Source organism: Corynebacterium sp. HMSC064E08 (assembly GCF_001811805.1).
Lineage (GTDB): Bacteria > Actinomycetota > Actinomycetes > Mycobacteriales > Mycobacteriaceae > Corynebacterium > Corynebacterium jeikeium_D.
The window spans coordinates 364,168-382,152 of the sequence record NZ_KV806698.1; the positions used below are offsets into that span (position 1 = coordinate 364,168).

Here is a 17,985-nt window from a genome sequence, read left to right on the forward strand (position 1 = left end):
CATATGTTGGGTCAAGGCGAGGTCGGAAGAATCTGGGTAACAAAAACCACCCCGGTCGACATCCGAAGTGGATGCGGACCGGGGTGGTCTTATTTGAGCGCAGTAGAAAACCTACCGCGGAGTTTTACTGCTCGAGCTGGCGACGCTCTTCAGCGTTCTGAGCTTCGAGGTCACGGAACATCTGAGCCTGCTGCTCGTGGTTCTCGTGCTCGATACGAGCTGCCTCTTCGGCAAGCTCCGGGGAGTCCGGGCTGAAGAAGCTACCGCGACCCGGGCTACCAGCGGCGCCCAGTTCGTTCATGGTCTTCGGGACGTAAGCACCCTGGTACTCGAGCGGAACGGCGTGGCCGTGCTCGTCGACCGGACCCAGTGGCTGGTGGACCTCGATGAAGGAACCATCAGGCAGCTGGTTGATGATGCCCGTCTCGATGCCGTGCTCCAGGACAGCGCGGTCAGAGCGCTGCAGGCCGATGCAGATTCGGTAAGTGACGAAGTAAGCGATCGGAGGCAGGATGATCAGACCGATACGGCCAACCCAGGTCATCACGTTCAGCGAAATCTGGAAGTGGTATGCGATCAGGTCGTTACCACCGGACAGAGTCAGCAGGGTGTAGAAGACCAGAGCCATGGCACCCAGGCCGGAGCGAACCGGTACGTCGCGCGGACGCTGCAGCAGGTTGTGGTGGGCGTTGTCGCCGGTGATCTTCGCCTCGATGAACGGGTAAGCGAAGAGCAGGACAACCAGAACACCACAGAGCAGGGCGACCCAGAAGACTGCCGGGATCGTGTAAGAGCCCAAGTAGAGCTCCCACGGCGGCATGACACGGGCAGCACCGTCAGTCCACAGCATGTAGATATCCGGCTGGGAACCAGCGGAAACCTGCGCCGGGTTGTACGGGCCAAGGTTCCAAATTGCGTTGATCTGGAAGATACCAGCGAATAGCGCCAGGAAGCCGAACGTAATCAGGCCGAAGGAAACGGACTTGACTGCGAAGATCGGGAGAATACGAACGCCGACGACGTTGTTCTCGGTACGACCTGCGCCAGGGAACTGGGTGTGCTTCTGGTACCAGACCAGAGCCAGGTGAGCGGCAATCAGACCCAGCAGCAGGGCCGGGAGAATCAGCACGTGTGCAATGTACAGGCGCGGGATAATCATGTCACCCGGGAAGTCGCCGTTGAACATCATCCAGTGCAGCCAGGTGCCGATAATCGGCAGACCGATGATGATTGCGGACATAATACGCAGACCAACACCGGAAAGCAGGTCGTCCGGCAGGGAGTAACCCATGAAGCCCTCTGCCACGGACAGCAGCAGGAGGATGGAACCGATGACCCAGTTAGCCTCACGCGGCTTGCGGAATGCGCCGGTGAAGAAGATGCGGAACATGTGCGCCATGATGGACACGGCGAACAGCAGAGCACCCCAGTGGTGAATCTGGCGAATGAACAGGCCACCGCGAACCTCGAAGGAGATCTGCAGGGCGGTCTCGTAGGCGCGAGACATCTCGACACCGTTGAGCGGCGCGTAGGCACCGTCGTAAATGACCTTCGACATCGACGGGTCGAAGAACAGAGTCAGGTAAACACCCGAGAAGAGCAGGACTACGAAGGAGTAGAGTGCAATCTCGCCCAGCAGGAAGGACCAGTGGGTAGGGAATACCTTATTGAGCTGCTTACGCATGCCGCCAGACAGGGTGTAGCGGTCATCCATATTCTTAGCAGCGGTTGCTAGTTTCGTTGGATTACTCATGACTGACGCTCCCAGAATGCCGGACCGACGGGCTCAATGAAGTTGCCCTCTGCGTACATGTAGCCTTCTTCGTCAACGCTGATCGGCAGCTCTGGAAGAGCGCGAGCAGCTGGACCGAAGACCGGCTTGCCGTAGTGCAGTGCATCGAACTGCGACTGGTGGCATGGGCAGAGAATACGGTTCGTCTGCTGTTCGTACAGAGAAGTCGGGCAACCGATGTGTGTACAAATCTTCGAGTAGGCGAAGTAGTCGCCGTAGTGGAAGTCTTCCTGACCCTTGCGCAGGATTGCCTTTTCAGCGTCCTGGGAACGCAGACGGATCAGCATGACCGAGTTGCGGGAGCCGTGAATCGAGTGCATGTGTGCCTCGTAGACATCAGCATCCTTGGAGTACTTGTCGCCGTCGTTGACGTCCTCCTCCGGAAGAGGGAAGACGGTCTCCATGGAACCTGCGGACAGGTCCTCTGGGCGGAGGCGAACCAGGCGGGAAACGCCCTTAGTGGTGTAGCCGTGTACGCCCTCTTCAGCGATAGCGCCGGTGTCGCGACCCAGGTAAACCTTGTGGCCCTTCTCGACGAGAGTCCAGCCGGTGGTCCACAGGGTGCCGTCACCAGTGACGTCAACGTCGTGGCGTGGCTTCCACGGGTTCTTAATCATGCCGCCAAGCGGAAGGATCATGCCGATACCAGCCAGGACGGCGCCGGTACCAAGGAGGCCCTTGATAGCGGAGCGACGACCCAGGGTGGAGGTCTGCCAAGAATCGTTCAGCAGGGCAACGATGGTCTTCTGGTCGACCTCTTCGGACGGACCATCGTGGCGGCGCTGAACCGAAATTTCTTCCGGAATGAAGCGCTTGGTGAACTTAACTGCACCAATACCCAGGGTGACGATGCAGCCACCGATGGTGATACCCAGCAGCGGGGTGTACATGGTGTACAGCCACAGACCCTCTTCGCCGTGACCCTTGTAGTGCCACGGGTAGAACAGGTAGATGGCGATGAATGCCAGGCCAAGAATGACCGACAGTGCCAGCCAGATGGTGACACCACGAGCCGCGCGCTTTTCAGCCGGGTCGTTGGCAATCGGGAAGCGTTCCTTGCGGTAAGCAATGGTCACGTCATCGAGTTCAGCACCCAGACGAGCGAGATCCGCATTGCTCATCTTCGACAGCTCTTCGGAGCTGTACTTCTTGTTTTCGTTATTACTCATCGGCGGGATCCAATCCAAAGAGCGGCCGCTACGAGAGCGACAATGCCTACAATCCACATGACAAGGCCCTCAGCAACTGGGCCGATGCCACCAATGCCCCAACCACCCGGGGTCGGAGTTTCCTTGGCGTTCTTGATGTAGGCGATGATGTCCTTCTTCTCGTCAGCAGACAGCTGGCGGTCAGAGAACTTCGGCATATTCTGCGGGCCGGTCAGCATGGCCTGATAGATTTCCTGCTCATTTGCAGGATCCAGGACCGGTGCGTACTTACCGCTGGACAGTGCGCCGCCACGACCGGTGAAGTTGTGGCAGGATGCACAGTTCAGGCGGAACAGCTCGGAACCGCGAGCAACGTCAGCCTTGTCAAGCTCACCGTTCGGGCCGGCGTTCTTACCGCGCAGCGACTCCATAGCGATGGAGCCGTCCTCGTCGCGGACGATGCCGGCGCCGCCACCATTAGCCTGGACGTAGGCTGCGATAGCCAGCGTCTGCTCTTCGGAGTAACGCGGGGTCTTACGTGCTGCCTGAGCCTCGTTGCGGAGCATCGGCATACGACCGGAGTGAACCTGGAAGTAAACCGAGCCTTCGCCGACGCCAATCAGCGACTTGCCGCGGTCCTTAACGCCCTGAAGGTTGGCGCCGTGACAAGTAATACAAGCAACGTCGTAAAGCTCCTTGCCCTGCTGAATCATTGCGGCTTCATCCTGCTGAGCAGTAGCCGTCTGTGCATCAGGGGTCAGAGCATTAGCGAGGAAGCCCGCGCCGGTGAGGGCGAGAGCCATAGCCATAATGCCGGAGGCAGTACGGCGCATCTTGCGGCGGCCCTTTGACTTCGGGGCCGCAGCCAAGGACGTGGTGTCCTTGGTTTCGGAGGTAGTGTTTTCCATCTTTTTCCCTTTAAGACTGTTCGTGGAAAGTGGATGGGCTGTAGGCCGTACTAAACAAAGGACGGCCAATACGGCCTACTGGATGAAGTAGATGGTGATGAACAGGCCAATCCACACGACGTCGACGAAGTGCCAGTAGTACGAGACCACGATGGCAGCAGTGGCCTGTGCCGGGGTGAACTTCGCCTTGGAGGTACGGATAAGCACCACAACGAAAGCCAGCACACCCGCGAGGACGTGGGCTGCGTGGAATCCGGTGGTGATGAAGAAGACCGAACCGTAAATGGAGTTCTGAATGGTCAGACCGTGGCTAACCAGGGTGAAGTACTCGTAAGCCTGGCCGACGAGGAAGATTGCACCCAGGGCGGTAGACAGTGCGTACCACTTACGGAGTGCGAAAACGTCGCCACGCTCGGCCGCGAACACGCCCCACTGGGCAGTGAACGAAGACGACACTAGGATCACGGTGATCAATAGTGCGTACGGGACATTGAGGTGGCCGGTACCCCAATCCCACGAATCGCCCTGGCCGTTCGCGCGTGACACGAAGTACATCGCGAACAGACCGGCGAAGAACATTAATTCCTGAGACAGGAACACAATCGTGCCGACACTGACCATATTCGGTCGGTTCAGTGTCGCAGCACGACGTGGTGCTGTCATACCTTGATTTTCAACTGCGCTCGTCACAACTAACAGTATGTACTGTTCTTAAGGAGTAGTCACGTTGCAACCCCCGTTTTTGTATAAAAATTCCTAAAATCCCAGGTCGCGAGGAAAGGTTTCTGAGAATTTCACTAATTTTTCCCCGGTTGGGAACTTTCCGGTGTCTTTATCCGACGCGGGTGAATTCGAGGGTTTTGTTGTGCCGAGGTGCGTGGTGTCCATCCCCCTGGACTGCCAAGTTCGCCTCCGGTGAACCTGGGTTAGCGATACTGCGGCATCGGCTGTCGGTTAGTTTATCGCAGGTTCGGCTCTGTTTAATATCGTATTTTTCCAGTTGCCCCAATGGGGGTGAGATTTTCGGTGAACGCAAAAGGTGGACCTGGTGATGCGCTGGATATATGGGGGAGGTATCTTGTCTTATTACGTACAGCACGGTGGGATTTTTTCAACAGCCCTGTGATGTGGTGCGCCTGGTGGGCGGGATAGCCAGCAGAACCTAGGTGCAGTTGTATTAATAAAGTACGAATACAGACTCGACTATCTAGTGGAAGGGAGTGGCGATGAGCGAGATCGGCGATAAGAGGGCGGTCGAAAACTGGCGCCATGTTCTCTCCACGATTGGCGCTGGCCGCGAAGTTTCCGGTGAGGGTATTCGATTCGCCATGGATCAGATCATGTCTGGTGCTTCCGGAGACGTGCAGACCGCAACGTTTGCTTTCGGTCTCCTCGCCAAGGGGATTACGGCTGCCGAGCTCGATGCTGCGGCTGAGGGTATGCTTTCATTTGCCCGCCCAGTTCATGATCCACAGCTCGCCGGTGTTATTGAGCGCGGTGCAGTCGATATCGTCGGCACCGGTGGTGATGGCGCAAATACCGTCAACATCTCCACGATGTCCATGATTGTTATCGCGGCCAGCGGTGTGCCGGTGCTCAAGCACGGTAACCGCGCGGCTTCCTCGAAGTCGGGCGGAGCTGACATGCTGGAGGCCTTTGGCATCGACATTGAGAACGGTCTCGTTACTTCTCCGGAACATCCGGATTTCTACGTGCGCTTCCTCTTTGCCGCTCGCTTTCATCCGGCCATGCGCTTCGCTGGACCGGTGCGTAAGGAGCTAGCGGTTCCGACAGTCTTCAACCTGTTGGGGCCGCTGACGAATCCAGCACGCCCGCAGGCGAGCTTGATTGGCTGTGCCTTCGAAGATCAGATGGAGACGATGGCGGACACCTTCGCCCGCCGTGGTCAGCGCGCGCTGGTGGTTCGCGGAAGCGATGGCCTCGACGAGATTACCGTTACTGGCCCCACCAAGGTCTTTATTGTGGAAAACGGTGGAGTTGCCGAAGATGTCATCGATCCACATGACTATGGCATGGAGTACTCCGAAATTGACGCGCTGCGTGGCGGTGACCCTGCTTACAACGCTGATGTTGCACGTCGCATTTGGGCTGGCGAGCTCGAAGGCCCGATTCGCGATGCAGTCATCCTTAACTCCGCCGCCGCAATCGCCATTTCGCGTGGTCTGAGTGGCCGTCCACTAAAGGAAGCTATGGCCGACTCCATTGAAGAGGTCAAGGAAACGCTCCAGTCGGGGCTGTGCTTGGACATCCTTACCGCGGCGATGAAGGGTTAAGGTTCGCGTCGCGCTTCACGACGTGCTTGCTGCGCGTCAATTGCCCACTGGAGGTATTTTCCTGCGCCCAGCCTAGGGTAGGAAAACTCGCCTCCGGTGGGCTTTATTCGTACCTCCGGGCGCTGCAGCCATTTCCAGATAATACTGAGTTCATCAATTGATGCTCCTTTATATAAGGAGTCATCTGGAGTGACTGTTTGGGCCGAACTCACCATGAGGTCGATGATGTAGTTCATATCCGCGCCACGTGGTGCGGTGCAGGCGCCGGCCAACCTGCCGTAGCGAATTTCCGCTAGGTGCCAGCCTCCATTGCCATCGGGGAAAGCGGCTTGCAGAGATGGGATGGCGGCAAGCATGCTCAGGCGCTGCTGCTTGTCCAAGCTGATAATGAACTCCGCAGTGCGGTCACGCTGCACTGCCGCGCGTTGGAAGCGGTGTGCTTCGGCAAGTGCTGATATCTCTGCAATCATGTCTGCGATCTCGTTGGAACCGGTGGTAGAGATCTGGGTGGTTGTTATCGCAAAGTCGTCGTTAAGCGCAGAGAACCTGTCGCGGATGGCGGTAGCGGTGTCGCGCGTGCGGAAAGGACCTAGGCCGCGGGCGTCGGTGACTGTCCGGCTAATCTTGGCAGGCCGACCGGGGCTAGTGGGGACGATGTACCAGCCGCGGGTTGGTTCGGTGCGTTGTCGGTTGTAGGGCGGACGGAGTGCAGAGATCAGACGGGCCTCGCGGATTTCTGCAGCGAAGCCGTGCGGGCACTCGATGATCTCGACGCGTTCGGCTAGAGAGACCATTTCCGTAATCTTGCGACGAGAATCAGTGCCGTTGAAATACTGCAGAAGTCTACGTCGCAAATCGAGAGCTGTACCTATATATAAGGGGTCGTCATTTCTTGACCGAAAAACATAGACACCAGGGGTGTGCGGAGCTCCATCGGCAAGGTGCCGTTTAGCACGAACCTCTGGAGCGACGGTGGGCGAGTAGTGCACTAGCTCGGACGCTGTTTGTACTTCATCGCCAGCTAGTCTCTCCATGAGGTAGTGAAGGACGTCGACGGTTGCGATTGCGTCGTCAAGCGCCCGGTGGGTAGGGCGATTCGGAGAACCGACGTACCGTGCGAGCTGTGAGAGCTTGAAACTGCCAACTTGTGAGCGGTCGAGGACGCGACGCGCCAACGTGAGAGTGTCTACGACACTGGGGCTCGGCCAATCTAGGCCCAAATCTGTGCAAGCCTGGCGGAGGAATCCAATATCGAACTTGGCATTATGCGCAACCCAGACGCTTCCCCGGGCAAATTCGAGGAACTGAGTAATAACTGTGCCGAGCTGTGGAGCAGTTTCAACATCGGCGGTAGTGATGCCGGTCAGAGATGTGATGTGGTCGGGGATCTCCATGCCGGGGTCGATGAAGCTGGAAAAGGTGCCAATCGTCTTACCGCCACGGGTTTTGATGGCCCCAATTTCAATGATGTGGTCGTTCTTGGCCTTCAGTCCAGTCGTTTCTAGGTCTACGACGACAAAGGTGGTGTTGAAAAGAGAATCATCGACGGTGCCTTCGAGAGGGAAGTGCTGTTGTCCTGAATCCACATCAATAATCCTATTCTGAGCGCTCCTAGCGGTGTTAAAACTGTGAAACTTGAGCAAATTGAGTCGCTACAAGTTGAAGTGTGACATAAAACACGTTTTGAGCCCGCGATAAAAATGTGTCGACTTTAAGGCATTGAGTGTAAAGTTCTCGGCGGACTTCAAAATGCCAGGTAGTGACGCGTTTATCAAACTGTTACTATTCCGCTATAGGGGGAGTGTCTAGTTGTAACAGCTTGGTAACGGTTTAGTTCTATCGATGGTAACAACCGGGCCTCGAGCGGTTTTCTGGGCAAACGGCTAGACAAAACTTGATGCCATTTCGTAACCTTATCGAGACATTGAAACGGGGCCACTGAGTTGGTGCCGGTCATTGATAAGAAAACACAGAGCCTTATCGAAGGTCCTGAGGGTCTAAGTAGTGAGAGCCTCAGGAGATTCGAGCCGGGGACCCACCTCGAACCATGGGGTGAATCCCAAAGGGAAATCCCGGAGGGTAGGAAGTCTTCCATTCTTCCGAACCCGTCAGCTAACCCGGTCGGCTAAACAGGAAGATTTTGGAGTTTCAAAACAATGGGCAAGCACCACCGCCGTTCTAACTTTGCACGCAACGCAGTCGCATTTGGCGCAACTGTCGCCGGCGTTACCGCTCTCGCAGTTCCGACCGCTAACGCTAACCCGCTGAACGACATCCAGGGCGCACTGAACGGCTTCGATACCCCGCAGGTTGCAGGTATGCAGGATGTTGTTGGCAAGTTCAACGACATCGCAGGTGAGGTTACCTCCGGCAGCGTTGCAAACGTTGCAGCACCGTCCACTGGTTCGGCTATCGTCTCCGCTGCACGTTCCAAGATCGGTTCCCCGTACGTGTGGGGCGCTACCGGTCCGAACTCTTTCGACTGCTCCGGTCTGACCTCCTGGGCATACCAGCAGGTCGGTAAGTCGATCCCACGTACCTCCCAGGCGCAGGCTTCCCAGGGTACCGCGGTCTCCAGCCCGGCGCTGGGTGACATCGTTTCCTTCTACTCTGGCGCTACCCACGTCGGCATCTTCTCCGGCAACGGCAACGTGATTCACGCTCCGCAGTCCGGCGATGTCGTCAAGGAAGCTCCGATGAACTACATGCCGGTTCACAACTTCGTCCGCTTCTAATCTGTTTGAACGGATGACAACCTGCGGGGCCTTGATGCCCCGCAGAGCCTTGGCTCTCTTTTGAGTGAGGGGGCACTGAGGCGAGCGCCCGGGTGCTGACGCTATGCGCGTCGTAAAGCACTATAGGGGTGCTCGCCTCATTTTTGTTTTTCTACTGCGGTTACGCAATGCGTGGAGTCGAAGGGCCATCCTGGTTACTCCCTTTGGATACCCCTTTGTGCTGGCGGTTTGTCGGTGTGTTGTTCCGCGGCAAGGCTGCTACAATTTGCTCGAATGCGTCAAGTGGTTTGATGTTTTGTTTTTCGGGGAAGAAATTTGAATACACAACTTGAAAAGGGTTTGGATTTGTCGCGTCACCGTGTCTCTCGTCGTCGCCACAACTCTCGTCGCGGTGTAGTCGGGCTTACGGTCGTGACTGGGCTAACCTTTGGCGCCGTAGGTTTGGCGCCGATTGCGTCTGCACAGGATGAACAGCCAGCCCCGGATCTGGCTACTGCAGACGGCATTATTGCAGAGCTGGAGAGGATTTCTCGGGATACCGAAGCGGTTTCTGAGGAAGTTACCGAGCTGGATTCCCAGGTTCAGGCCAAGGAAGAGGAACTCCGGCACGCCGAGGGGGAGCTGAAGCACTCTGAGGATCAGGTTCTCCGAGCACAGGATGACCTCAAGGCGCTCTCTGGTGAGATTTCTTACTTCGCGAAGAAGCGGATGCGTGGTGAAATCGTCGACCCATTGTCGGCCGCCCTGGGATCTGCCAGTGCTCAGGACGCTATCGACCGTGCCGGTTACATCAACAAGATGTTCCGCGACAACGATGAAGTCGTCAGCCGTGCGGTGCAAGCCCGCAAGGATGCTGAGGATGGTAAGGCCAATGCGCTGCGTCTGCAGGGCGATATTCGCAAGCAGCTCGATGACCTGGCTAAGCGTCGCGATGATTTGGACAAGCGCAGCGCCGAATTTGATGAGCGCGCCGAGCATGTCAAGTCCATGGTTGATTCGCTGAGCCCCGAACAGCGGGAAATCTGGATTTCCAAGAACAACCCAATTACCGAAGGGCTGGATAAACTGCTCGGATCTTCCGCCGCAGTTGATGCCGCGATGTCGAAGCTGGGTTCCCCGTACTCGTGGGGAGCTGCTGGGCCCTCCGCATTCGACTGCTCCGGTCTGATGTACTGGGCGTACCAGCAGATTGGTAAGTCCATTCCGCGTACTTCGCAGGCACAGCTCGCCGGTGGTACCCCGGTAAGCCGTGACCAACTACAGCCAGGTGACATCATCGGTTACTACCCGGGCATCACCCACGTAGGCATGTACATTGGCAACGGTCAGATTGTCCATGCTTCCGACTACGGCATTCCAGTCCAGGTCGTTTCCATCGACCAAGGTGGCCCGTACCAAGGCGCTGTCCGCTTCTAACTAGCGGCAGGTGGCCTCGCGTCCTTTTAGTCAAGGTAGATAAACTCGGCTCCATGTCTGCGCGCGTACTGCTCATTACGAATGACTTCCCGCCTCGCGATGGTGGAATCGAGTCCTACCTGCGTGATTTCTGTGCTCGTTTGGATCCGGAGAACCTCGTAGTCCTCGCGTCCTCGCGAGCTCCTAAAGAAAAGCTCCGCGCCTACGACGAGTCGCTACCGTACCGTGTTTATCGCATGCGTGATTCCGTGCTGCTGCCACTGCCGCACGTAGCTCGTCGCGCCGCTCAGATTATTCGCACCGAACGCATTGACACCGTCTGGTTTGGTGCAGCCGCGCCACTTGGTTTGCTTGCCGACGCATGCCGTCGCGCAGGTGCCACCCGCATCGTTGCTACCACTCACGGACATGAAGTGGGCTGGTCGATGCTGCCTTTGGCCCGCCAGATGCTGGGGCGCATTGGTAAGAGCTCCGATGTTGTGACCTATATTTCCCGCTACACCCGTGGTCGATTTGCGGCAGCCTTTGGTCCGCAAACAGCATTTGAACGCCTGCCTTCCGGTGTCGATATCGAGCGATTCTCCCCGGACCCCGAGGCTGGGCAGAAGATTCGTCAGCACCACGGAATTGGTGAATCCCAGCCGCTTATCGTCTGTATTTCTCGGCTAGTCCGCCGAAAAGGGCAGGATATGCTGATTCGCAGCATGCCTAAGGTTCTTGAGCAGCACCCGGATGCCAGATTGCTGATCGTCGGCGTTGGTCCGTTGAACCGAGAATTGGAAAAGCTGGCAGTAAAGCTCGGGGTCTCCGAGCAGGTTATTTTTGCCGGCAAGGTCTCTTATGATGACCTCCCCGCCTATTACAATGCGGCCAGCATTTTTGCCATGCCCGCCCGAACTCGCGGACGTGGCCTCGATGTAGAAGGCCTCGGCATTGTCTACTTGGAAGCACAGGCCTGCGGTGTCCCTGTCATAGCTGGCAAGTCCGGTGGTGCTCCGGAGACCGTTATCGATGGCGAAACTGGCATCGTTGTCGACGGAGCCTCGAAGCGCAGCGTCGCCACCGGGCTGGTTGAGATTTTGGATGATCCGGAGCGCGCGGCGGCGATGGGAGCCTGTGGTCGGGAGCATGTTGTGCAGTCGTGGACCTGGGAGGTCATGGCTGCTCGGGCTCGCCGAATTCTCCGAACCTGCGCAATCCCTTTATAATCAACTGTTATGTCCACCGATATTCCGATTCATCCGAGCTCAGACGAGTCCGACGCCGCTGATCGCCCGGCTATCGGTTTTGATATTGGTGGAACAAACCTGCGCGCTGCAGTGGTCAGCGCTGATGGGCAGGTGTTGTATCGAGTTCAGACCAGTTCTGATGGCAGTGTGGATGCCATTGAACGTGGCATTGTCCAGACATCCGAGCGCTTGGTTGAACGCTTTCCAGATGTCAGCGCCATCGGTTTAGCTGTAGCTGGTTTTTTGGATTCTGACCGCCAGACGGTTCGTTTTGCCCCGCATCTGCCGTGGCGCGATGCGAACGTCGTCAAGCGTTTATCCTTGCTTCTCCCATGTCCGCTGCAGCTTGAGCACGATGCCAACTCGGCCGCCTGGGGTGAGTATCGCTTTGGTGCGGCTCGCGGTGCGGATAATTGGGTGCTGTTTGCGCTGGGTACGGGAATCGGCGGCGCGATGATGCAGGGTGGTGAGATTTACCGTGGCGCGTACGGCACGGCGCCGGAATTCGGCCACCTCACCGTTGTGCCGGATGGTCGTCCCTGCTCCTGCGGAAAGCGTGGTTGCTTGGAGCGTTACTGCTCGGGTACGGCGTTGGTTACCACCGCTCAGGAACTCTCTGAATCCGGTCGCTACTTCTCGCGGCTTACCGACGGACTCGTGGCCGGCTCGGTAACTGGTACCGATGTCGTCTCGGCTGCTCGCCAGGGGGATGAATTGGCTCTAGCTGCGATTGATGACTTTGCTACCTGGCTGGGGCGTGGCCTGTCGATGGTGGGCGATGTCTTTGATCCGGAATTGATTGTTATCGGTGGCGGTGTTGCCTCGGCGTCTGATCTATACCTGGACAAGGCCAAGGCCGAGTTTGCCCGCAATCTCACCGGTACTGGCTATCGTCCGGTAGCGGATGTGCGGGTCGCTGAACTAGGTGCGGATGCTGGGTTGATCGGTGCGGCGGATATTGCGCGCAGCGTTGTGGCTGCCGAGGGTGCGGCATCGTCGTAAAGCGTCAATTGGGGAATGTAGGGGAATTCGCCCGCGAAAAGGTGGGGGAATGGCTGCGGAGATGGATCGTCGGACCACCTGAACCTGTATAGTTTTAAACTGTGAATAATCGCTGGTACAAGTTCTTTAAGTACATCCTCATTGGCCCTTGGCTGCGGATCTATAATCGCCCGTACTACATCGGTGGTGAGAAGATTCCTCAGGAAGGTCCAGCGCTGATGGCGTCGAACCACCTTGCTGTGATGGATCACTTTTTCTTCCCACTGGTCTGCCGTCGTCAGCTGACGTTCCTGGCGAAGGCGGAGTACTTCACCACGCCGGGCTTTGTCGGCGGTATCCAGAAGTTCTTCTTCTCCTCGGTGGGGCAGGTGCCGATTGACCGTACCTCTGGTGATGCAGCTCGCGATGCGCTGAACGCCGGCTTGAAGGTGCTGTCACGCGGTGACCTGCTGGGCATTTCCTTGGAAGGCACCCGTAGTCCGGATGGTCGACTGTACCGCGGTAAAACCGGTGCGGCACGTGTCGCGCTGGAGGCCGGTGTGCCGGTGTTCCCAATGGCGATGATTGATACGGAGAAGGCCAACCCGATTGGTTCGTGGATTCCTCGTCCGGTGAAGGTCGGCACGATTATCGGCGATCCGATTGATCCGTCGGAGTACAAAGCCAAGTACAGCGATGAGTATGAAGCGGCCAGGGCACTGACGGATGACCTGATTAAGGAAATTCAGAAGCTTTCTGGTCAGGAATATGTCGATGCTTATGCGACTGATGTGAAGAAGTCCTTGGAGGCCGGCACCGGCTATCCAGCGGGAACCGAGCCGGGTGGAGAGCTGACCACTCCGGCTCCGGGGCCGAAGCCGACCCCTCGTCGCTGGTTCCGACGCGCTCGCTAGAATAATTAGGCGCAGATAGTTTTCGCGACAGTGGGGCTGCACACTTCCTATGGCGATTCGGTGCATGGGTAAGATTTGCTCGGTAGGGCTCCACGGTCTTTTGGTCGCGAGGTAGCCGACGCGAGGCCGAGGCTGGAGAGGATTCCACACCGTGCGTTATTTTTATGACACCGAGTTTATTGAAGACGGCAAGACTATTGATCTTGTCTCCATCGGTGTCGTAGCTGAGGATGGCCGCGAGTACTACGCGGTGTCTACCGAGTTCAATGAGAGCAAAGCCGGGCCGTGGGTTCGGACCAATGTGCTCAATCAGCTGCCCAACCCCTCATCTCCGCTGTGGAAGAACCGGGACACAATCCGCGAGGAACTGCTGGCATTTTTCACCGAACCCGGTACAGGCAGCCCAGAACTGTGGGCCTGGGTAGGCGCCTACGACCACATTGCGTTGGTGCAGCTTTGGGGTGATATGACCAAGCTGCCGCAGTTTATGCCGCGCTATACCCGTGAACTCAAGCAGTACTGGGAGATGGCGGGCAAGCCACGGTTGCCAAAACAGACTGCAGGTAAGCACGACGCGCTGGCAGATGCCCAGCACAATCTGCTGAAGTTTCAAAAGATTGCCCAGAAGTTGCCGCTTGATTAAGCGGCGGAGTTCGAATATTTGGTGACCTGACTAACACCCTTCTGGCAGGGGCATTACAATGAACTTCTGTGAGTTGGACTATTGATCTCCCTGTAGATGACCTGCCCGATCTGCCACCGCTTCCCGGCGACATGGCTGAGCGTTTTGCTGATGTCGTATCCCGCCAAGCCCTACAGCAGCCAAGCTGGGATGCCCGCGCCGCTGCAAATGTGCGTCGCATTCTCGAATCGGTGCCGCCAATTGTGGTCGCGCCTGAGGTTCGTAAGCTTCGTCAGGAGCTTGCCGACGTCGCTAATGGTAAGGCCTTCCTGTTGCAGGGCGGTGATTGTGCGGAGACCTTTGAGTCCAATACTGAGCCGCACATTCGCGCCAATGTGAAGACCTTGCTGCAGATGGCCGTTGTGCTGACCTACGGCGCATCCACCCCGGTCGTAAAGATGGCTCGTATCGCTGGTCAGTACGCCAAGCCGCGCTCGAAGGATATCGACGGCGACGGTTTGCTTAGCTACCGCGGTGACATGGTCAACGGCGTTGAGCCGACCGAAGAAGCTCGAGTTCACGACCCAGCTCGAATGGTGCGTGCTTACGCCAATGCCTCTGCGGCGATGAACCTGGTACGTGCACTGACAGGTTCGGGCACCGCTGACCTGCACCGTCTGCACGAGTGGAACCGTGAGTTCGTCAGCAACTCGCCGGCTGGCGCCCGCTACGAGGACCTGGCACGCGAGATTGATCACGCACTGCAGTTCATGGCTGCCTGTGGTGTTGCGGACTCGAACCTGCAGACCGCGCAGATTTACTGCTCGCATGAGGCGCTGGTTGTTGACTACGAGCGCGCTATGCTGCGCCTTTCTGAAAACGATGGCAGCCAGGAGCTGTTCAATCTCTCCGCGCATCAGCTGTGGATTGGTGAGCGCACCCGTGGCATTGAGGACTTCCACATCAACCTGGCTGCCATGATTGGCAACCCCGTCGGTGTGAAGATTGGCCCGACCACCACGCCGGAGGAGGCTGTCGCTTACGCCGACAAGCTCGACCCGTTCTTCCAGCCTGGTCGCCTGACCCTGACTTCGCGTCTGGGCAATGACAAGGTTCGCTCCGTGCTGCCTCCCATCGTTGAGGCTGTGGAAGCTTCTGGTCACAAGGTCATTTGGCAGTGCGACCCGATGCATGGCAACACTTACTCGGCCTCCAATGGGTACAAGACCCGCCACTTCGACCGCATCGTCGACGAGGTTCAGGGCTTCTTCGAGGTGCACCGCTCGATCGGTTCACACCCGGGCGGTATCCACGTGGAGCTGACCGGCGAAGATGTCACTGAGTGCCTCGGTGGCGCGCAGGACATTTCCGATGTCGACCTGCCAGGCCGTTACGCATCCGCCTGTGACCCGCGTTTGAACACTCAGCAGTCGCTGGAGCTGGCCTTCCTGGTTGCCGAGATGCTGCGCAACTAGTTGCAACCAGCTCAGCTAGGTACAACTAGCCCAGCTGGTGCAGCGCCGCGTTCAGTGGAGCGTTGCACTTTTTACAGAGTGCTGACCGAAATGCTGTCACCCGCCGTGGCCTTAGCGCCTGGTCGGGGTGACTGCAATACGATGCGATCGTCCTCGTTCGCAGAGCCGCCGATGTCGAGCTGAAGATGCTGTTTCTCCGCTTCACGACGTGCCTGCGCAACAGTTTTACCCAGCAGCTGCGGAACCTTCACTGCTCTGGACACCGTCAGCGTGACAGTCGCATCATTGGGGTTAACCAGACGACCTGCACTCGGTGAGACTGCGTCGACACGGCCGTAGTCGCGCGAGGAGGAGGACGCGTCCTTTACTTCGCTTACCTCAATGCCCTCGCGCTGCAGAATTTGGCGAGCAGTATCCTCCGACTTGCCCACGACATTGGGCACTTCGATGCCGTTGTTAATGGTCAACGTCACAGAACTACCGCGTTCGAGGCCAGTGCCTTCCTCAGGAGACACGGAAAGAACCTCTTCTGGCTCAGCAGAGGAGGAGAACTCTGCCGCTACCTCCCGGACTTCCAGCCCGGCCTTGCTCAACAGCTCACGAGCTTCATCCTCTTGAAGCCCCACGATTTTTGGCACCTTCACTGGTGCTGGCCCCTTGGAGTAATGCACAGTCACAACTGAGCCAACTTCGACGGTCTGTCCTGGAGCAGGAACCGCATACACCAAGCCGCCGGTGGGAACATCATCGGAAAAGACGGGGTCTCCGACCTCTTCTTTCAACGTCCGCTTAGCTAGGGCAGCGCTGAACACTTCCTTTGAGTGGTTCGCGGGATATGCAGGCACAGTCGGGCGGCCGAGACTGACCAGTACGCGAACATCATCACCGCGAACAACCCGCGCTCCAGCCAGGGGGTCCGAGCCAATAATCTGCGACACTGCGACATCGTTGTCGTAGCGCTCATCAACCACCGGTTCAAAGCCCGCCTCACTGATTGCGGTCATCGCCTGTGGTTGCGACAGCCCAGTGATAGAGGGCACTTCGCCGTAACGGCCAGAGCCCAGCCACCATGCGCCAAGCCCCATGCCCAACGTGGCAACCAGGGCGATAATCAGCCACAATGCACATCCACGGCGCGTCCGCTGTCGGGTAGCTCGACGGCTCTTCGGCGTCTGAGTCTGAGCAGATCGCGGCTGCGGATGCTGTGGGTGCTGTGGGCCCTGAGTGTCCGGCGGCAGCGGATATTCCGGAGCGCCTGGAACGTCGGCTGGTACGAGAGCTCCACCAGACGGCTCCGGGGATTCCCAGCCAGGGGGGTTGTACTCGTCATAGCGATCGAAAGTGCGTGTCCGCCCCGCATCCGGGTCGTCGAAATCATCGAAAACGTTTGGTGGTCCCGGTGGTCGGGAAGAAACGGGGCTACCGGGTGCGTCCGTCGAGAAGCCATAGCCGTCGTGACCGAAGCGCTCGGGTGCCGTCTCTGCGGTGCCGTGTCTGTCATCGAAATGGTCGTTGCCCGGTCGGTGGAAGTCCTCTGTGAGCCCCTCCATGGCGGCAGCGTTGGCGGCTGCTGAATTGACGGGCGACGGCACGCGGAATGGTGGCAGCGCGAGTTTGTCCGCAATGTCTTCGAGTGCGTCACCGAATTCCTCGGCCGTCTCAAACCGATCCTCCGGCCTGCGGGAACAAGCGCGGGCGACCAACTCGTCGAACTCCTCGGGAACGCCGTCGATGAACTCCGAGGGTGGCGGGACATCTTCGTTCAATCGCTTCATGGCAACGCCGAGCGAAGAATCGGCGATGAATGGCGTGGTGCCGGTAAGCAGCTCAAAGAGCAAAATACCCGCCGCATACACATCGGATGCAGGGGAGATGGATTCACCCGTGACCTGCTCCGGAGCCAGATAAGCGACGGTGCCGACGATGACCGAGTTAGAGGTCACCTTGGCATCAGCGGCCGCGCGCACTAGACCGAAGTCCGCCAGCTTCACTCGCCCGTCCGAGGCAATCAGCACATTTTCCGGCTTGATATCTCGGTGCACCATGCCGCGGGAATGCGCCACCGATAGGGCGCGTAGAACTGAGCGCATCACGACGGCAGCTGCATGCGGAGGCATCGGACCGCGCTGACGGAGCAGTTCGCGGAGGGTCCCACCGTCGACGAATTCCATAATGAGGAAAACATGCCCCGCCGGGTCCGTGCCCTGGTCGTAGACGTTGACGAGCGACTCGTCATTGAGGTGCGCGACCGCGCGGGCCTCACGTTCGAAGCGGATGCGGAAAGACTCGTCGTCGACAAAACGCGGATCCATGACCTTTGCGGCCACCCTGCGATCGAGCCGCAAATCGGTGGCGCAGTACACGGTGCTCATGCCACCGTGTGCGATGGTGGCTCCGATGCGGTAGCGACCATCGAGAATCTGCCCCTCGACAAGCTGCGACATAAACCAGCCTTCCCTGTTCCAATCAGT

14 protein-coding genes and 1 riboswitch are annotated in these 17,985 nt (G+C 58.0%); of the genes, 8 read left to right on the plus strand and 6 right to left on the minus strand.

Going from position 1 to position 17,985, the window contains the following annotated elements; genetic code table 11:
* Positions 1-124: 124 nt before the first annotated feature.
* From HMPREF2820_RS04820 to HMPREF2820_RS04835, 4 genes are all read right to left on the minus strand, one after another.
* On the minus strand, positions 125-1,753 hold the full coding sequence (locus tag HMPREF2820_RS04820; RefSeq protein ID WP_070603055.1) for a cytochrome bc1 complex cytochrome b subunit: 1,629 nt from the start codon (positions 1,751-1,753) through the stop codon (positions 125-127).
* Positions 1,750-2,961 (minus strand): cytochrome bc1 complex Rieske iron-sulfur subunit, encoded by a 1,212-nt coding sequence (locus HMPREF2820_RS04825; protein ID WP_049170241.1) that lies wholly within the window; start codon positions 2,959-2,961, stop codon positions 1,750-1,752. Before HMPREF2820_RS04825 ends, HMPREF2820_RS04820 begins: the two co-directional genes overlap by 4 nt.
* Positions 2,958-3,848: a cytochrome bc1 complex diheme cytochrome c subunit gene (locus HMPREF2820_RS04830; protein WP_016423027.1), complete on the minus strand. Its 891-nt coding sequence runs from the start codon at positions 3,846-3,848 to the stop codon at positions 2,958-2,960. Before HMPREF2820_RS04830 ends, HMPREF2820_RS04825 begins: the two co-directional genes overlap by 4 nt.
* A gap of 75 nt (positions 3,849-3,923) precedes the next feature.
* Positions 3,924-4,538: an aa3-type cytochrome oxidase subunit III gene (locus HMPREF2820_RS04835; RefSeq protein ID WP_088611596.1), complete on the minus strand. Its 615-nt coding sequence runs from the start codon at positions 4,536-4,538 to the stop codon at positions 3,924-3,926.
* A gap of 536 nt (positions 4,539-5,074) precedes the next feature.
* On the opposite strand from HMPREF2820_RS04835, the gene trpD reads away from it, so the two are divergent.
* Positions 5,075-6,142, plus strand: a complete 1,068-nt coding sequence (trpD, locus tag HMPREF2820_RS04840) for an anthranilate phosphoribosyltransferase (protein ID WP_049192934.1) — start codon at positions 5,075-5,077, stop codon at positions 6,140-6,142.
* Here trpD and HMPREF2820_RS04845 read toward each other — a convergent pair.
* Complete coding sequence (locus HMPREF2820_RS04845) at positions 6,139-7,728, minus strand: DEDD exonuclease domain-containing protein (protein WP_070603057.1); 1,590 nt, start codon at positions 7,726-7,728, stop codon at positions 6,139-6,141. The two genes, trpD and HMPREF2820_RS04845, sit on opposite strands and share 4 nt — an antisense overlap.
* A 413-nt stretch (positions 7,729-8,141) precedes the next feature.
* Positions 8,142-8,284: riboswitch (cyclic di-AMP (ydaO/yuaA leader) on the plus strand.
* A 14-nt stretch (positions 8,285-8,298) separates the two neighbouring features.
* Between HMPREF2820_RS04845 and HMPREF2820_RS04850 the strand changes: the two genes are divergently transcribed.
* The 7 genes from HMPREF2820_RS04850 to HMPREF2820_RS04880 all read left to right on the plus strand — a co-directional run bounded on the left by HMPREF2820_RS04850 (position 8,299) and on the right by HMPREF2820_RS04880 (position 15,514).
* Positions 8,299-8,877 carry a C40 family peptidase gene (locus tag HMPREF2820_RS04850; RefSeq protein ID WP_048731217.1) on the plus strand — a complete coding sequence of 193 codons (579 nt, stop codon included), beginning with the start codon at positions 8,299-8,301 and terminating at the stop codon, positions 8,875-8,877.
* 345 nt (positions 8,878-9,222) lie between these two features.
* Positions 9,223-10,293, plus strand: a complete 1,071-nt coding sequence (locus HMPREF2820_RS04855) for an NlpC/P60 family protein (protein ID WP_369449713.1) — start codon at positions 9,223-9,225, stop codon at positions 10,291-10,293.
* Positions 10,294-10,346: 53 nt separating this feature from the next.
* Positions 10,347-11,501, plus strand: a complete 1,155-nt coding sequence (locus tag HMPREF2820_RS04860; protein ID WP_048731210.1) for a glycosyltransferase family 4 protein — start codon at positions 10,347-10,349, stop codon at positions 11,499-11,501.
* 9 nt (positions 11,502-11,510) lie between these two features.
* A complete protein-coding gene (locus tag HMPREF2820_RS04865) occupies positions 11,511-12,524 on the plus strand; it encodes an ROK family glucokinase (protein WP_016423020.1) in 1,014 nt (337 codons plus the stop codon).
* A gap of 101 nt (positions 12,525-12,625) precedes the next feature.
* On the plus strand, positions 12,626-13,417 hold the full coding sequence (locus HMPREF2820_RS04870) for a lysophospholipid acyltransferase family protein (protein ID WP_049170252.1): 792 nt from the start codon (positions 12,626-12,628) through the stop codon (positions 13,415-13,417).
* Between the two features lie 151 nt (positions 13,418-13,568).
* Positions 13,569-14,060, plus strand: coding sequence for a polyadenylate-specific 3'-exoribonuclease AS (locus HMPREF2820_RS04875; protein WP_048731205.1), 492 nt, complete (start codon positions 13,569-13,571; stop codon positions 14,058-14,060).
* A gap of 68 nt (positions 14,061-14,128) precedes the next feature.
* Complete coding sequence (locus HMPREF2820_RS04880) at positions 14,129-15,514, plus strand: class II 3-deoxy-7-phosphoheptulonate synthase (RefSeq protein ID WP_049170253.1); 1,386 nt, start codon at positions 14,129-14,131, stop codon at positions 15,512-15,514.
* A gap of 71 nt (positions 15,515-15,585) precedes the next feature.
* On the opposite strand, the gene HMPREF2820_RS04885 is transcribed toward HMPREF2820_RS04880, so the two are convergent.
* On the minus strand, positions 15,586-17,958 hold the full coding sequence (locus HMPREF2820_RS04885) for a PASTA domain-containing protein (RefSeq protein WP_070603060.1): 2,373 nt from the start codon (positions 17,956-17,958) through the stop codon (positions 15,586-15,588).
* Positions 17,959-17,985: the final 27 nt, after the last annotated feature.

Coding starts and splice junctions, on each gene's coding strand:
- HMPREF2820_RS04820 (WP_070603055.1), bottom strand. CDS start 1,753: ATGAGTAATCCAACGAAACTAGCAACCGCTGCTAAGAATATGGATGAC.
- HMPREF2820_RS04825 (WP_049170241.1), bottom strand. CDS start 2,961: ATGAGTAATAACGAAAACAAGAAGTACAGCTCCGAAGAGCTGTCGAAG.
- HMPREF2820_RS04830 (WP_016423027.1), bottom strand. CDS start 3,848: ATGGAAAACACTACCTCCGAAACCAAGGACACCACGTCCTTGGCTGCG.
- trpD (WP_049192934.1), top strand. CDS start 5,075: ATGAGCGAGATCGGCGATAAGAGGGCGGTCGAAAACTGGCGCCATGTT.
- HMPREF2820_RS04850 (WP_048731217.1), top strand. CDS start 8,299: ATGGGCAAGCACCACCGCCGTTCTAACTTTGCACGCAACGCAGTCGCA.
- HMPREF2820_RS04860 (WP_048731210.1), top strand. CDS start 10,347: ATGTCTGCGCGCGTACTGCTCATTACGAATGACTTCCCGCCTCGCGAT.
- HMPREF2820_RS04865 (WP_016423020.1), top strand. CDS start 11,511: ATGTCCACCGATATTCCGATTCATCCGAGCTCAGACGAGTCCGACGCC.
- HMPREF2820_RS04885 (WP_070603060.1), bottom strand. CDS start 17,958: ATGTCGCAGCTTGTCGAGGGGCAGATTCTCGATGGTCGCTACCGCATC.